12 protein-coding genes are annotated in these 15,633 nt (G+C 37.9%); 2 read left to right on the top strand and 10 right to left on the bottom strand.

Annotated elements, in window-relative coordinates:
- Nucleotides 1-13 precede the first annotated feature (13 nt).
- The 10 genes from BGO88_RS14085 to BGO88_RS14040 form a co-directional block, all read right to left on the bottom strand.
- Nucleotides 14-1,732 (bottom strand): sodium:solute symporter family protein, encoded by a 1,719-nt coding sequence (locus BGO88_RS14085; protein WP_286707291.1) that lies wholly within the window; start codon nt 1,730-1,732, stop codon nt 14-16.
- Nucleotides 1,733-1,844: 112 nt separating this feature from the next.
- Entirely contained in the window at nt 1,845-4,373 is a 2,529-nt protein-coding gene (locus BGO88_RS14080; RefSeq protein ID WP_286707290.1) for a PIG-L family deacetylase, read from the bottom strand.
- Nucleotides 4,374-4,729: 356 nt separating this feature from the next.
- Nucleotides 4,730-5,608: a CPBP family glutamic-type intramembrane protease gene (locus tag BGO88_RS14075; protein ID WP_286707289.1), complete on the bottom strand. Its 879-nt coding sequence runs from the start codon at nt 5,606-5,608 to the stop codon at nt 4,730-4,732.
- 362 nt (nt 5,609-5,970) lie between these two features.
- Complete coding sequence (locus BGO88_RS14070; RefSeq protein WP_101472208.1) at nt 5,971-6,420, bottom strand: hypothetical protein; 450 nt, start codon at nt 6,418-6,420, stop codon at nt 5,971-5,973.
- Nucleotides 6,421-6,499: 79 nt separating this feature from the next.
- Nucleotides 6,500-8,335 carry a BamA/TamA family outer membrane protein gene (locus tag BGO88_RS14065; protein WP_245867812.1) on the bottom strand — a complete coding sequence of 612 codons (1,836 nt, stop codon included), beginning with the start codon at nt 8,333-8,335 and terminating at the stop codon, nt 6,500-6,502.
- A 90-nt stretch (nt 8,336-8,425) separates the two neighbouring features.
- The gene (locus BGO88_RS14060; protein ID WP_056066134.1) at nt 8,426-8,956 is read right to left on the bottom strand and encodes a mechanosensitive ion channel domain-containing protein; all 531 of its coding nucleotides are present in this window, start codon (nt 8,954-8,956) and stop codon (nt 8,426-8,428) included.
- A gap of 3 nt (nt 8,957-8,959) precedes the next feature.
- Complete coding sequence (locus BGO88_RS14055; RefSeq protein WP_273238858.1) at nt 8,960-9,553, bottom strand: Maf-like protein; 594 nt, start codon at nt 9,551-9,553, stop codon at nt 8,960-8,962.
- Nucleotides 9,546-10,469, bottom strand: coding sequence for a geranylgeranylglycerol-phosphate geranylgeranyltransferase (locus tag BGO88_RS14050; RefSeq protein ID WP_286707288.1), 924 nt, complete (start codon nt 10,467-10,469; stop codon nt 9,546-9,548). The genes BGO88_RS14055 and BGO88_RS14050 overlap by 8 nt, the downstream gene beginning before the upstream one ends.
- Before the next feature lie 21 nt (nt 10,470-10,490).
- On the bottom strand, nt 10,491-11,018 hold the full coding sequence (locus BGO88_RS14045; RefSeq protein WP_056066141.1) for a KdsC family phosphatase: 528 nt from the start codon (nt 11,016-11,018) through the stop codon (nt 10,491-10,493).
- Nucleotides 11,002-11,766, bottom strand: coding sequence for a Rossmann-like and DUF2520 domain-containing protein (locus BGO88_RS14040; protein ID WP_286707287.1), 765 nt, complete (start codon nt 11,764-11,766; stop codon nt 11,002-11,004). Before BGO88_RS14040 ends, BGO88_RS14045 begins: the two co-directional genes overlap by 17 nt.
- A 158-nt stretch (nt 11,767-11,924) precedes the next feature.
- Between BGO88_RS14040 and BGO88_RS14035 the strand changes: the two genes are divergently transcribed.
- Entirely contained in the window at nt 11,925-12,245 is a 321-nt protein-coding gene (locus tag BGO88_RS14035; RefSeq protein WP_101472203.1) for a four-helix bundle copper-binding protein, read from the top strand.
- Nucleotides 12,246-12,426: 181 nt separating this feature from the next.
- The gene (locus BGO88_RS14030; RefSeq protein WP_286707286.1) at nt 12,427-15,633 is read left to right on the top strand and encodes a cytochrome c biogenesis protein CcsA; all 3,207 of its coding nucleotides are present in this window, start codon (nt 12,427-12,429) and stop codon (nt 15,631-15,633) included.

Raw genomic sequence — 15,633 nt, 5'->3', positions numbered from 1 at the left:
CAATCGGCTTTTTTTATGCTTTGATTTCTTTAGAATTTTTGAAATACTGAATACTTACGGAAATAATGATGGTAATGACAACCCCAATAAAGTTAAGCCATAAGTAACTCAGTTTTTCTTTGCCCGGAGGAAAGATGTATATCGCAAAATAATAAATTACGAATATGGCTATCTGGCTGAATACGGCTGCCCAGAATACGGCCTGTGCCCTCACATATTTAATATAGAAGGCAATCAGGAAAATACCCAGAATAGTACCATAAAATATAGAACCGATAATATTGACAAACTGAATCAGGTTTTCAAATAAGGTTCCGAAACAGGCAAATAAGATGGCGATGATACCCCAAAGCAGCGTAAAACCTTTTGAAGCCCTCACGAAATGCGCTTCAGATTTCTCCGTTTTTATGTTTCTCTTATAGATGTCAATTACAGTTGTCGAAGCTAACGAGTTGATCCCGGCAGCTGTCGAAGACATGGCAGCACAGATAATCACGGCCAGTAAAAGCCCGATAAATCCTTTTGGCAGGTAGTGAATTATGAAGTGAATAAAGACATAATCGCTGTCTGTAGTCTTATTCTTTTTATTGGCTTTGCTAATCAGGACTTTGGCCTGTTCACGAATTGTTTTTTCTTTTTCTGCTAAGGCAATAATCCTGTTTTTGAGTACCTTATTGTCTGTTTCTATATTCAGCTGGTTGACATAAGCCAATGTCACTTCTTTTTTTTCTGAAGCAATATCAACCAATTCGTTTTCGAGTTTTTTGTAATCACCGGCATATACTGATTTTTCAATACTTGCCTTACTGTTCGGATTAAAGTTAATTGGAACCGACTGGAATTGGAAAAAGACATAGACCATAACCCCAACCAGAAGAATAAAGAATTGCATTGGTACTTTCAAAAGTGCGTTAAATACAAGTCCCATCTGGCTTTCTTTTACCGATTTACCTGAAAGATAGCGTTGTGCCTGCGACTGGTCTGTTCCAAAATAGGAGAGGGCTAAAAACAGACCTCCCGTGATTCCGGTCCAGACCGTATATCTTTTTTCCTTGTCTAACGAAAAATCAAGGATATTCATTTTGTCATTTACGCCGGCAATCTGTAATGCATTATTAAAGGAAACTTCTTTAGGAAGCAGGCTCAATATGATGAAAAAGGCAATAAACATCCCCGACATGATGATAAACATCTGTTGTTTTTGGGTAACATTTACGGCTTTTGTACCGCCTGTCATCGTGTAAATGATAATCAGTATACCAATAATGATATTCATCAGGTTCAGATTCCAGCCCAATATGGATGACAATACGATGGCGGGTGCATAAATCGTGATTCCGGTTGAAAAGCCTCTCTGAATCAGGAATAGTATAGCAGCAAGAGAACGTGTTTTAAGGTCAAAACGCTGTTCCAAAAACTCATAGACCGTATAAACTTTAAGTTTGTGGTAAATAGGTATGAAAGTGATACAGATAATTATCATCGCCAACGGCAATCCGAAATAGAACTGCACAAACCCCATCCCATCATTAAATGCCTGTCCGGGAGTAGAAAGAAAAGTAATGGCGCTGGCCTGAGTTGCCATAACGGAAATTCCTACGGTGTACCACGGCGTTTCGTTGTTGCCCAGAATATAATCCTGTACGTTTTTGCTGCCCCGCGTTTTCCATGCGCCATAAAAAACGATGAAAAAAAGCGTAATGATTAAAACTACCCAGTCAATTGCCTGCATTTATGAAAAATATTGCATTATAAAATAAAAAATCAGAATGTACAGGGCATTCATTACAAGCACCAGGGTGTAATTTCTTTTCCAGCTTCTTAATTTCTTTTCTTTCATTAATTTATGATTTGTCCTTTTTTCCTATAGAGATAAGGTTGGTAAACAGCTTAAATGCTCCCGGGACTCCGGCCGGAAGTTCGCGGAAAAAGCTTAATCCTGTGTAAATATAATATCCTTTTCCGTAATTTGCGACTAAAAGGCTTCCTTGTTTTTCAGTTTCTCCTAAATCTTTCATCCCCAATATAGGCGTAAATTCAGGAGCCCATTTGTCAGGAAAATACAATCCTCTTTCCTGAACCCAGCCCTGGAAATCGGCTTCTGTTATTTTATTAGGATGGTTTAATACCGAATGCGTTGCGTTTAAAAAAGAAACTTTTGCATTTTCATCCGTCACCCTGTCGCTGGAAATATTCAATTCGTAAGGAGAAAAATCAGGAACGTTAAAGCCGTTAAATCCACGTCTGCCGGAAGTATTATACTGTACGACCATAGTTCCTCCGTTTTTAACATAATCTAAAAGATAACGTTGTTTGAATTGAAGGTCGGTAATAACATTATACGCCCTGATTCCCATAACAATGGCATCAAATCCGGACAAAGCCGTTTCTGTAATCTCAGCAGGTTTTATAATTCTTACATCATAGCCAATCTGTTTCAGGCTTTGCGGAATTTCATCTCCGGCTCCTTCGATATAGCCGATAACCTGTCCGCTTTTTTTAATATTTAATCGGACAACCGAAGCTTCAGATGGCATCAGTACCGATTGTTTCGGGATGTGGTCGTATTGGATGGTCGTTAATTTCTGCGTATATTTTTGTCCGTCAACAGTAATTACCGGAGCAATGATGCCTTTATTTTCATAGGAAGGCGGTGTTACGTTAAATACCACAATCTTTTCATCGTTTTTCATCGCGATGTCAAAATCGATTTTGTCGGGAGAAACAGTCCAGCCTTGAGGAACCTGCAGGCTGATGTTTCCTTTTAAGTTGGCTTTTCCGGATTTTACCCTTACGGAAATCGGTTTTGTTTTGGAATCGGAGAAAATGGTGACCTCATCAATTACCGTAGCCGTGGCTTCCGGCAATACTTCAAAAGGCTGGTAGATTTCGCCTTTTTCCGGGTCGGAAATTTTATAGACAATTTCTCTGTAGATATCCAGTGGTTGTCCGGCAATTTTAAGGCTCCATTTTAATTTGAGCTTTTCAGAATCCGGTCGTCCTATCATGGCCCTGTCTTTGACGGTATACATTCCCAATGTTCCTTTTTCATTTAGCCAATACGGAGAAGTGTAGGGAGTAGAGGCAAGCGTATGTAATTTTTTTTCGGTCTTGAACGGTTTGTTCTTATCCAGTTTTTTTCCTTGAATGATTCCATTTTCAGGATTATTAAGGAAAGTCACGGCAACCAGTTCAACATCCTGTGCGCCCTGGTTTACGGCTTCAAGCTTTAAAGTAAAATCGCTGTCCGGATTTGTGCTTTGTTCTGAAGAAACACCTTCAAAAAACAATCCTGCCGAAGCCATGATAATATTTTCCAATTCCTGTTTTTTGATGGTCCTCCAATGTTCGTCTTCCAGTTTGCTGACCAAATGGTAGGCCTCGATTAATTTCGGGATATGAACAGACGGGTCTTTGAAATTGAAATGCGCCTCAATATCGTTCAGGATTTTTCCAATAGCTTCGCCTCCTTTTACTCTTGACCAGGTGGTATTGATGCCTTCAAACAGGTTGTTTTTATCTTTAGCCAAGTCGCCTTTTAGAAATTCAAGATATTCCATCTCATCTCCACGCGTTCCTATAGTACCAAAACCCTGGCATTTGTGCTGGCTTCGGCTCAACGCGGCTATTTCGCCATTGCTTTTACCCTTAATTCCAAAATAAACACCTGCATTGATAGTGGCCATTTTGCTTTTATCGGCCTGTGCGAATTTTTCTTCGGAGCCGTAAAACCACCATGAGGTATTAAAAAATATTCGTTTTGGCTGCCAGGTTTTTAAGGAAGAAAGCTGCTCAGGAAAACTGTTTTTATTTCCGGCAAGGTCAAAAGCTTCCATGCTTAACATGGCAGAAGCAGTGTGATGTCCGTGAGTGGTTCCCGGGCTTCTGTGGTCAAAACGGTTAATGATAATATCAGGTTGGAATTTTCGGATGGCTAAAACTACATCGCTCAACACCTGATTCTTGTCCCAAATGGAAAAAGTTTCGTTAGGCTCTTTGGAAAAGCCAAAATCGTTGGCCCGTGAAAATAGCTGTTCACCGCCGTCAATTCTTCTCGCTGCCAATAGTTCCTGTGTTCTTAAAACGCCAAGCAATTCGCGAAGTTCAGAACCAATCAGGTTTTGTCCTCCATCTCCACGCGTTAATGACAAATAAGCGGTTCTGGCTTTTACTTCATTAGAAAAATAGGAAATCAGTTTGGTGTTTTCATCATCAGGATGTGCGGCTACATATAAAACCGACCCTAAAAAGTTAAGTTTTTGTACCTGTTCGTAGATTTCACCAGAGCTTAATTTTTGCGGTTTCTGGGCATTTACCGTACAGAATGAAAGAAGAAAAAGGATGAGGGAGTGGTAAGCAGTTTTTGGTATCATTTTGATTTTATGGAACTAACTTTCAAACTTACATAAAAAAGTAGAATTATAATCGTGTTCAATAAAAATTAAGATTTTCCTAATTTCTCTTTTTTAATGGAATAAAAAATTAAAGAAGTAAGAAAATGTGTAGTTTTTAAGTATTGGATTGTATTTTGATTTTTAGTTATTGTTAATGGTGTATGAGTAATGCTAAAATTACTAAAAAAGATTTATTGATTGTTTGAAACCTTTATGACTTTTTAAATCAGTGTATTTTTTAATTCGTAATAATTTGAGATTAAAAACGCAATTCAAATAATTTCTGTCAAAATCAGCTTTTAGCTGCTATAAACTTCCCAAATAGTCATTAACATTTATTTTGGAGCTAATATATTATGCTCAATTGAAAATTTTAAGTATTGTTCTGCCAGCTCATCTAAATCTAATCCTAATCCAGAATTTGCGTTTATACTATCTTTTAATTGAAAATTAATTGTATACGATATAAAGGGCTCTTTTGCAAACAGTTGTTTCTCTTTTTTATCTAATGGCTGAATTGCTCTGTACAGTTCTAGTGCATCATAATTCTTTGCTTCGAAGGAAGTTTCTGAAGCTGTTATTTCTTGTCTTTTAGGTAAAAAATTAAATTCTTTTTTCCATTCAACATATATTTCTTTGTTTTCTATGCGCTTTTGCGAAAAATCCGTTTCATTAATAATATAGAAATATTCGAAAGTAAATAAAGTTAAATTAATAAGTGAATGTAATAGGATGGCTCTTTTGAGATTGAAATTTATTACAATCCACAATAAAATTGCTCCAAAACCAATTTGAAAAAAAATACTGTTAAATGCTAATAAAGAAGTAAAATCTGATATTTTGTAATGCATTACTCCAAAAAAGATGATAGATACTATAAAAATAAAGTTATTTTCTTTTCCCTTGTTGATGATAAGAAGTAATAGAAATAATAAGAAAAGACTAAGATTTATGATGTTAAAGAATATTATAACATATAGAAGTAGGATAACAAGGGATAAAATCTGAAGTTTCTTGATTTTACTAAAATACCCTCTAAAAGCTATTTCTTCAAAAACAGGAGCTATGATTATTCCAAAAAGCAATATTGGTAAAAAGGCTCCATTAATATCTTGTCTTGAATTAAGATATTCGCCATCAAAAAAATATAAGATTAAACTTCCCAGCAAAAGACACCCTATTCCAGAATATAATATCCAATTTTTAATTCTCATAAGAATATATTTTAAATTAATTACCTTAATCTATTAATTTTTAAAAATGACTTTTTCAAACAGCTTGATTTTAATAAAGCATTTCACCACATGATTAAAAATTAGTGTTTTTCTGTTTGATAAGAAAATGGCTAGCTTTAATGTGTTATGGGAGTGTTGAAACACATTTTATTATGAAAAGAATGCTATCCATGAGGACAAAACTACGAAATTCACTGAAACTCTAAAAGAAGATATTGCAAATAAGAATCAAAAAAATAAAGGCGAATTAAAAAACTATATTTGTTTCATAATTTTCCGGATGTGTTTTTCTTACTAAGACTTTAACAATAAAGGAGAGCTGTCAGGCTCTCCTTATTTTATTAGTCATCATGGCGATGCTTGTGATGTTTTTTATGTTTTTTGTAATGCTTGTGGTCGTCATGATAGTGGTGAACTTCTCTTACGACAACCGGACGTGGTCTCGGTCCTCTGTAATATTTAACCTTATGGGTATTGAAGTGGGCATAAGGTCTTGATCCATGGTAATCCGTCAGTACTACTTTATAACCGTTGTACAAATCATAATTACGGTATCGGGTTGGCAAATATCGGGCTCTTACCCAGGTTCCGTTGTTGATGTAGATAAAATTCGAGGCTCTGATATCGTAATAGGCTTCAATGTCAGGAAGATAATAATAATTTGCTTCTGTGTATCCAACCGGACCCCAATCTGGACGACTTCCGATACTTACATTAACAGATACTTGTGCTTCAAGCGTACCGGCCATTAAAAGGCCCAATCCTGCAATTAATACTTTTAGAGTTTTCATAGCGCTGTATTTTTAGGTTCTTCGTTGGAGAACAAAAACCAATAATGATGCCAACACAATTTTTTTAAGAAATATTTAACTAATCGTAAGGTACGGTTTGCGGTTTTCCAAATTCAAAATTCGGCATTCCGAAATCGGTTGTTTTAAAAGAATTGGTTTGCATATTCCCACTACCATCAATAGGAACACTAGGATAATACGAGAAAGAAAACTGAAAGGAATTGAACACCAGAAAGTCATTACTGATTATAACGCCAATGCCAATTTGGGAATAGGCTTTTCCTTTATAGAGGTTGTTGTTTTCGTTGCTCAGCAGGCCAATCGTATAGGTAAAGAAAGGATTAAAACGGAATCCTCCCAAGTTCCAGGGTGAATAGGATTGGGTTTGCAGCGTTAATAATGCTTTTTTAGTACCCCGCAACTTATAGCTGCTAAAACCCGGTATGCCGTTTTCTTCATTGAGGTCTACCCGGTCTGCAACCGTAGGAAAGCGGTTGTTACCTATTACCAGTCTTGGTTTCACAAATTGCCTCAGCCTCCAATCGCCCAATTCAATAAGATTTGTAAAATAATTGGCCTCAACAGAAAAGACAGTTTGCTGTGTGATTGGGCCTCTAAAGAAGGTACCATATTCAACATTGGTACTAAAATAGCCCCATTTGAAATATTGCCCGAAAGAGAAGCGACCACCCACATACAGTCGGTTGATGTGGTTTTTATTCTGATGGCCTACCGTGAGTGCATATACTTTTCCAATGGCAACGTCTTCTGTAATGCCGTAATTGAAAAGGTATTTATCCTGAATAAATTTTCGGGAAGTGATACCAAATCCCACCAGGTAGAAATTTTCGTCAGAGAAATACTTTAGGCTGTCGTATTCCGGCGCAGGGAATTCGCTGTAATTTTTTCTCACGAACCGGAATGAAGTAATGAAATTGGTGGTTCGGTCTTCTTCAGAATTTCCCTTGAATATTTGGGTCGATTTTCCTACCCAGGCATCCTGGGTTCCCACTTTAAAATTTTGTGCCGCATAACGTCCGGTAGCATCCGGTAAGGAATCAACCGTAAAATCCTGACCAATATAGACTCCGGCTCCCCATTTGGCAAAAGGAGAGAAGAAAGGACGGTCAACGGAAATACTTTTGGAGTAGTTATTATGCTCATCAACACGATAGGCGAGCGATGTCCGGATATAGGTATTAAGAATGTTAGGAATCGTATATCGCGTACTAACGGCACTCCTTCCATTGTCAAACCGCTGTCGGTAGGTATTATCCAATTCATGTCCTGTTCCTAAAAAATTTCGTTCCGTAAGCTCAAAAGTAGTCTTGGAAGTCGACCCGGAAGCATTCGGAATCAGGCTCCAGGAATCCAATGCCCTGATATAAATATCAACAGAATCAGCATTTGTTCCTACCAATCGGGTAGTAAAGTCAACGCTTCGTATATATCTTTGGCTTCTGATTAAACGTTCGGATTCTTTGACGAGAAGCGAATCCAGTGGCCTGTTTTTTCGAATAAGTAACAGGTTTTTTATTGTGAGCTGGCGGGTTTTGATATGGACGTTATTTCCAAACCGTTCAAATCCGTTACGGGCTTTTTTAGTCGTATCTTTTTCAGAAAACCCAAAAGGGTCAAGCGTTGTGATATAGATATTCCGGATAATTTTTCCTTCATACTGGCTGTAGCTTTTAAGTACGACTTTATCTTTCTGCCTGTTTTTCGGTTTTTTTGAATCTACGGGTTTGAAAATAAGCTTATGGAGGAATTTGGTAAAACCTCTTTTTTTAGAATAGCGTTCAATGTCCCGATAGCCTTTCAGAGAATCTCTTTTCACGGGCTTTTCCTGCGCATGCGAATAGTGGCAGCAGCACAGAGTCAACAGGAGTAAAAAGAATCTGATTTTCTTAAGCATTGGGCAATTTTTACTATTTGGGATGACCTTGGTTAAAGTGAAGTTACAAAATAGCATCCAGATTATGCTTATGTAAAGCAAAGTAAGATGCTAATCCATGAATTCCCGTTCCTCCCGTGTGGTATTCACAATAGAAACGCCCTTTTGTAGTAATAGATTGTTTGGATAGGTTACGAGTTCTCCTTCCTTGGTTCTCAAATAGGTATGGAAAGCCTTGATATCGTCAATTTCTCCTTCCAGCGGGAAATCCTTATCGTGGATTCTGATAGTATCACCAATTTTGAAAGGAAAGGAAAAAAACAATATTATCCCTGCCGTTATGTTACTCAGTATAGACCATTGGGCAAAGAAAGCAACGCCAATGATGGTAATGACAGAAGTAAAGGCAATATAGATGTCGTTTGTTCGGACGCCCCAAATCATAAAGACACCGGCCAAAGTTATAGCCATAATAACAATGCTGATGTACTTGCTGACCAGAATAGCACGATGCTCGTTAATTTCTGCATGCTTGGCGTATCGTTTTATCAGGGTTGTAATAATAAAACGAATAATTGTTACGCAAACCAGCAGTACGATTGTGCTTACAATCTTTGGAGTATTTTCTTCGAAAAAGGACATTTTCTAGCTGTTTTTCCCAAAGGTAGTGAAATATTCATAAACTTTTTGGACGGGAAGCCCCACTACATTAGAGTAGGAACCTTCTATTTTGCTAATGCCTATGATGCCAATCCACTCTTGAATGCCGTAAGCTCCGGCCTTATCATACGGCTTAAAATTATCAAGATAGTAGGCAATGGCTTCGTCTGATAAATGGGCAAAAGTAACTTTAGTAACCTCATTAATGATGTCGGTTTTTCCGTTATGCCTGAAACATACGGATGTATAGACTTCATGGGTGGAATCCGACAAGGCTCTCAATATTTGGAACGCATCATCATAATCTTTAGGTTTTCCCAAAGCTTTTCCGTTATGCCAGACAATTGTATCGCTGGTTACCAAAATATCGTTTGGAGCCAATTCATCCTGAAAAGCATCGGCTTTTAGTTTAGCCAGAAAATCAGTGATTTCGGAAGCTTTGAGATGTTCAGGATAGATTTCGTCTACTTCTTTCAGGCGTACTTCAAAATCCAGATGCATGTCCTTAAAGAACTGCTGTCTTCTTGGTGACCCTGATGCCAACAGGATAGTGTAGTTTTTTAAATGAGGATTAAGCATATTTGATATTGAAATTAATAACGGCTATAGAAAGGATTCCGAAGAAAATAACAAACTTTAATACCCTGCTCAGATGATGGAAATCTTTTTGTTTTTTGGCAGAAAACATCTTGATGGTAAAGTAGAGTAGCGGTGCCAATATAAATAAGAAACCATAAGCGGAAGCATAAAACAGGTTGTTGGAATAGAGATTTTCATTAATGTAATAAACAATCAGTCCCAACGGAATAAAGCTCAACCCGAAAACTACCTTGCCCGTTCTGGCTAAGCCTAAAGCAATAGGAAGCGTATTCATTCCCAGATTATAGTCACCGTTCACGTCTTCCATATCCTTAACAATTTCGCGGATAAAATTGATGATAAAGGCAAATACGGCATAATCAATAAGGATATTGAAAATAATGCCCATACCAGCCTGGGTTTCCGGTACAACCATTGGCAGCAAGTCAAAAATCCCGATAATAAGAATGCTCAATGAAAGCAAAAGCGCAATAATAATATTGCCAATCAGCAATGTCTGTTTTAAACCATTGGCGTATACATATAATGTAGCGGCAATAATAACAAATATGGCGGCAAAGTTAGGTTTGTGAATCGCATTAGCCAGATAAAAACCAATACCAACGCCTATAACATTCAGGGCAATATAAATATTATATCCCATGCTTTCTGAAATCTGTTTTCCAATTACCACATTGTCCGGTTTATTGATTTCGTCCGTGGCCTGGTCAAAAATGTTATTTATAAGATAACCGCCGGCCGCAATACATACGGTTGAAAATACCAGAAGTGCAAACTGCCAGTCCTTTAAGGCAAGAGGAATGGACTGTGATTCTAAAAATCCGTATCTGAAAACCAATTGCATTATGGCAAGCATAATGAGGTTTTGGTAGCGTATTAGTTTTAAAAAAGACATAGGTTACTGTTCAGTAAATTATTAATCGTGTTTTCCGTTGAAATATTGCATCCATTTTCCCTGTACGCGCATTACCTGTTCGATAACATCACGCACGGCTCCACGGCCGCCATTTTTATGAGAAACGTAAGTGCAGATTTCTTTGATTTCAGGGCTCGAATCCAACGGACAGGTAGGAAGACCCACCAGTTTCATCACATGGTAGTCAGGAATGTCGTCACCCATATAAAGCACCTGTTCCGGTTTGATATTATAAATATCCGTATATTCCTTGAATGCCTCAACTTTGTCAGGACAAGCCAAATGGATGTCTGTGATGCCAAGATTTCGCAATCGGATTCGGACGCCTTCGTTACTTCCGCCAGAAATAATACAGACATGGTAGCCACTTTCTACTGCTGCTTTCATAGCAAAGCCATCGCGAATATTCATAACGCGGAGCATTTCGCCGGTTGGAGTAATATGGACAGAACTATCGGTCAGAACGCCATCGACATCAAAAATAAAAGTTGTGATGTCGTTCATGATTTCTTTATAACTTTTTGACATTAGATTGTTGAATGGAATGTGTTAGTATTTTATAGATTTCTTTTTGTGTATTGTCTGTAAGTAACGCCAAATGGACCTGAATGGTATTGAGGTCGTTTCTTTTTGCCGGTCCGGTTTGGGCTTCTAATGGTGAAAGATGCTGCACTTTATTGGCGGTTTCGGCAATCAGCGGTTTGAGAATTTCAAATGGTAGCTGGTGTTCAGCACAAATCTCTTTCCCGATCTGATAAAGATGATTGGTGAAATTGTTGACAAAAACAGCGGCAACATGCAGCGATTTTCTTTGTTCAGAGCTAATCAGGTAATGCTTGGAACCAATAGCTTCGGCAACATTTTCTAAAATGGTATAATCATCGTCAAACTCGCTTTCCATGCATATTGGTAGGGTAGAAAAGTCGACTTCCTTGTTTTTCGTAAAGGTTTGTAACGGATAAAAAACGCCCCTGCGGTTTTTCGGATGTAGTTCACTCAAAGGAACACTACCGGAAGTATGCACAACAAGTCGGTTCTCAAACGGAAGACTTGAAGAAACCTCAGCAATGGCGCTATCAGAAACAGCAATGATATAGATATCTGCTTCTAAAAATTGACTATGGTCATTGATTATTTTTGAATCCTCAACCAGATGCGAAAGGCTTTCCTTTTGTCGTGAGAAAACTTGTGACAGCTCAATTCCGTTGCTTTTTTTAAAAGCATGGATAAGATGCTGTGCCACATTTCCGGAACCGATTATAGTTGCTCTAATCATGCCGCTAATTTAGGGATTTAGTTATGAATTACAAGGAAGGTTTATTTCAATAATTCCTTTAGGTTTAACAGACTCTTAGAATAAAGAAGGCAATTAAATCACTACATTTATAATAGCCAATAAGTAAAGGATTTAAGAAGTTTTAATGTAGGAGGATTATGAAAAAGTTTAAACTGGCAGTTGAAGCCTGCCTTGCCTGTTTTGGTGCCTGTGAAGTCTGTGCCGCCAATTGTATCGAAATGAATGATAAGAATCACCTGCACTGTATTTTGCTTTGCCGTGATTGTGCAGAAATTTGCATTCTTTGTGTCAAGTTCTGTTCCAGGAATTCCGGGTTTTCAACTGCCCTGATGAAGTTGTGCGCTAAAATCTGTACCGCCTGTGCCGTAGAATGTGAAAAATTTGCCCATCACGCTCATTGTAGGGAATGTGCTGAGGCTTGCAGGAAATGTGCTGCTGCCTGTAGTTTTAAATGGTAACGCAATACGCCCAATTATTTCATGAGGTTTCAGGATTTTTGATGCAGAATTAAAAATGACTTAAAATATTTAGAAAAAATTAACAAGGAATTACGAAAAACGCAGGAGTAGGATTAACGGTTGTATCAAACATTTTTCCTTATTTTTGTGGCACTTTTTAAACTATGTAATTCCACTTTCCATGGATAAGATTTTTTCCTTCCTGTTTTCCACACGTTTAATGGCTGTTTTATTTATCGTTTTTGCAGCTGCAATGGGAATCGGTACTTTTATTGAAGACGCTTACAATACCGATGTTGCCCGGATTTTAATTTATAACAGCTGGTGGTTTGAGGCAATTATGTTTCTCTTTCTGATTAACTTTATAGGAAATATCAAGAAATACCAATTACATAAGAAGGAAAAATGGGCTACGTTATTACTCCATCTTTCCTTCATTTTTATTTTAATAGGTGCTTTTGTAACCCGACACATCAGTTATGAAGGGATGATGTCTATTGCAGAAGGTGCTTCTGAAAATCAGGTTTACTCTGAAAAAACATTCCTCAATGTTTTTGTGGATGGCGAATATAAAGGCGAAATGAAACGCCGCGTTGAAGAAAAGGAACTGTTGCTTTCACAGGTAACGGACAATGATTTCTCAATCAAGGGCAAATTTGCTGACACTCCTTATGAAATAGAATACAAGGACTTTATCATGAATGCCAAAGAGGTCATTAAAGAAGACCCGAATGGAACATTATATATTAAAATGGTTGAATCCGGAGACGGGTCGCGCCATGAGCATTACCTAAAAGAAGGTGAAGTACAAAGCATCCACAATGTGCTTTTTGCTTTCAATAAACCAACAAACGGTGCGGTAAATGTTATCAAAGAAGGCGATAAATATACTTTCAAAGCACCATTTGGCGGACAGTTTATGCGTATGGCGGACAAATTTCAGGGTACAGTTGTGAAAGATTCTGTACAGGATTTGATGTTCCGTTCCTTATATAATGTTGGCGGGGCTCAGTTTGTTTTCCCGGAAGCTGCCATAAAAGGAAAAGTAGCCTATGAATCGAACAATGACTATAAAGACAAAACTACTGATGATGCTTTAATTGTGACAATTAAGGCGGGAGGGAAGACGCAGGATGTAACCTTAATTGGTTCCAAAGGAAAAATGGGAGAGCCTCAATCCTTTAAAGTTGGAGGTCTTGACTTTACGCTGTTTTACGGAAGTAAAGTTTATACATTACCTTTTAAAATCAAGCTGAACGATTTTATTGCGGAAAAATATCCTGGAACTTTGAAAAGCTTTTCGGCTTTCAGGAGTAAAATTACCGTGGAAGACGAGAAACCTTTTGACTACGAAATTTTTATGAATAATGTTCTTGACCACGGAGGTTACCGTTTTTTCCAGGCATCCTACGATTATACAGACAATCACCTGAGAGATACTTATGAACCAAATATCACGGTACTATCTGCAAACCACGATTTCTGGGGAACCTGGATTACCTATATCGGATATTTCCTTTTATACATTGGCATGATGGCCATTTTATTTGATAAGAACTCAAGATTTGGTATTGTGAAGAAAAAACTGGACAAAATCAAATCAAGAAAAGCCAAGCTGATTACCCTCTTATTATTGTTTGTGAGTGCCGGAAGTTTTGCACAGCACGACCATAATGCCCCGGGACACAATCACGGAACCGGTAGCGCTGCTCCATTAAAAAGAGTAATGCCTACAGAAAAACAGATTGATTCCTTGTTAAAAATCATCGAAGTTAAGCCGGAACATGCGGCAAAATTTGGAAGAATCGTAATTCAGGATGATGGCGGAAGAATGAAGCCTATCAATACGTTCTCATCAGAATTATTACGAAAAGTGAGCAAGAGCGACCACTATAAAGGCTATAATTCCGACCAGGTGTTTTTGTCAATGTCACAATATCCGGAAGTTTGGTTCAATGTGCCTTTTGTTTACCTGAAAAAAGACAATGATAGCCTGCATAAAATCTTAGGCGTTGACCTGAAGGCAAAACACGTTCCGTTTATCAGTTTTTTTGACGAGCAGGGCAATTACAAATTATCACCTTATCTGGACGAAGCCTACAAAGCGGCCATTCCAAACCAGTTCCAGAAAGATTTTATAGATGTTGATAAAAAAGTAGTGCTATTGAATGCGGCTTTGAGTGGGAAAATATTAAAAATTTTCCCGATTCCGTATAACAAGGCCAATAAATGGGTTTCCTATCTGGAATTGAATGAAACGGGCATTAAAGGTGTAGATTCAACCTATACCAAAAATGTACTTCCGGCCTATATGGGATTCCTGAATGAAGCCAGAAAATCAGGCGGCTACAAGCAGGCGGATGAAATTCTGGAAAGCATTACGCTTTTCCAAAAGAAATACGGAAAGGCAGTTCGTCCAAGTGATGATAAAATCAACTCAGAAATCCTTTACAACAAATACGATATCTTTAAAAAATTATACTATTTGTATATGATGGCAGGTGTTTTCATGCTGCTGTTCACGATTGTAAAGATATTTAATAGCAGAAAAGCCATTCGTGTTATTGTAAAAGCCTTCCATATCCTTATCGGTTTCTTTTTCATCCTTCATACGGCCGGATTGATTATGAGATGGTATATTTCAGGACACGCACCTTGGAGTGATGCTTATGAATCGATGATTTATGTAGGCTGGGCAACCATGTTCTTCGGATTGGCTTTCGGAAGAAAATCTGAATTGACAGTAGCTTCAACAGCCTTTGTTGCTTCGATGATTTTGATGATTGCACACTGGAACTGGATGGATCCTGCTATCGCCAACCTGCAGCCTGTATTGAATTCATACTGGTTAATGATTCACGTAGCCGTGATTGTGGCAAGTTACGGACCTTTTACACTTGGAATGATACTGGGCTTAGTTTCGCTATTGCTGATGATTTTTGCCAATGAAAAGAACAGCAAGAAGTTGGAATTAAATATCAAAGAAATTACCTATATCACGGAATTGTCATTAACAGTTGGTCTGGTAATGCTTACCATAGGAAACTTCCTTGGAGGGCAATGGGCTAACGAAAGTTGGGGACGTTACTGGGGTTGGGACCCGAAAGAAACATGGGCATTGATTAGTATCATGGTTTATGCATTCGTAATCCACGCCAGATTGGTTCCGGGACTAAAAGGAACATGGATTTTTAACGTGTTTAGCGTTTTTGCTTTCTATTCCATCATGATGACCTATTTTGGTGTGAACTTCTACCTGACCGGATTGCATTCCTATGCCAGCGGTGATAAGGTAGTAACACCTAATTTTGTCTTTGTGTCGATTGGAATTGTAACCTTGATTTCGATTCTGGCTTATTTCAAGCAAAAAAAATATTTGAGAAGCTAA

This window comes from Flavobacterium sp. 38-13, assembly GCF_001899155.1.
Taxonomy (GTDB): domain Bacteria; phylum Bacteroidota; class Bacteroidia; order Flavobacteriales; family Flavobacteriaceae; genus Flavobacterium; species Flavobacterium lindanitolerans.
Note: the sequence above shows the minus strand (reverse complement) of the source record. Positions and strands in the feature narration are given on the sequence as shown.

What these genes read in the sequence shown, in the direction of transcription:
- BGO88_RS14065 (WP_245867812.1), bottom strand. Translation starts at nt 8,335, where the DNA reads ATGCTTAAGAAAATCAGATTCTTTTTACTCCTGTTGACTCTGTGCTGC.
- BGO88_RS14085 (WP_286707291.1), bottom strand. Translation starts at nt 1,732, where the DNA reads ATGCAGGCAATTGACTGGGTAGTTTTAATCATTACGCTTTTTTTCATC.
- BGO88_RS14075 (WP_286707289.1), bottom strand. Translation starts at nt 5,608, where the DNA reads ATGAGAATTAAAAATTGGATATTATATTCTGGAATAGGGTGTCTTTTG.
- BGO88_RS14055 (WP_273238858.1), bottom strand. Translation starts at nt 9,553, where the DNA reads ATGCTTAATCCTCATTTAAAAAACTACACTATCCTGTTGGCATCAGGG.
- BGO88_RS14045 (WP_056066141.1), bottom strand. Translation starts at nt 11,018, where the DNA reads ATGTCAAAAAGTTATAAAGAAATCATGAACGACATCACAACTTTTATT.
- BGO88_RS14040 (WP_286707287.1), bottom strand. Translation starts at nt 11,766, where the DNA reads ATGATTAGAGCAACTATAATCGGTTCCGGAAATGTGGCACAGCATCTT.
- BGO88_RS14070 (WP_101472208.1), bottom strand. Translation starts at nt 6,420, where the DNA reads ATGAAAACTCTAAAAGTATTAATTGCAGGATTGGGCCTTTTAATGGCC.
- BGO88_RS14030 (WP_286707286.1), top strand. Translation starts at nt 12,427, where the DNA reads ATGGATAAGATTTTTTCCTTCCTGTTTTCCACACGTTTAATGGCTGTT.
- BGO88_RS14035 (WP_101472203.1), top strand. Translation starts at nt 11,925, where the DNA reads ATGAAAAAGTTTAAACTGGCAGTTGAAGCCTGCCTTGCCTGTTTTGGT.
- BGO88_RS14080 (WP_286707290.1), bottom strand. Translation starts at nt 4,373, where the DNA reads ATGATACCAAAAACTGCTTACCACTCCCTCATCCTTTTTCTTCTTTCA.
- BGO88_RS14050 (WP_286707288.1), bottom strand. Translation starts at nt 10,469, where the DNA reads ATGTCTTTTTTAAAACTAATACGCTACCAAAACCTCATTATGCTTGCC.
- BGO88_RS14060 (WP_056066134.1), bottom strand. Translation starts at nt 8,956, where the DNA reads ATGTCCTTTTTCGAAGAAAATACTCCAAAGATTGTAAGCACAATCGTA.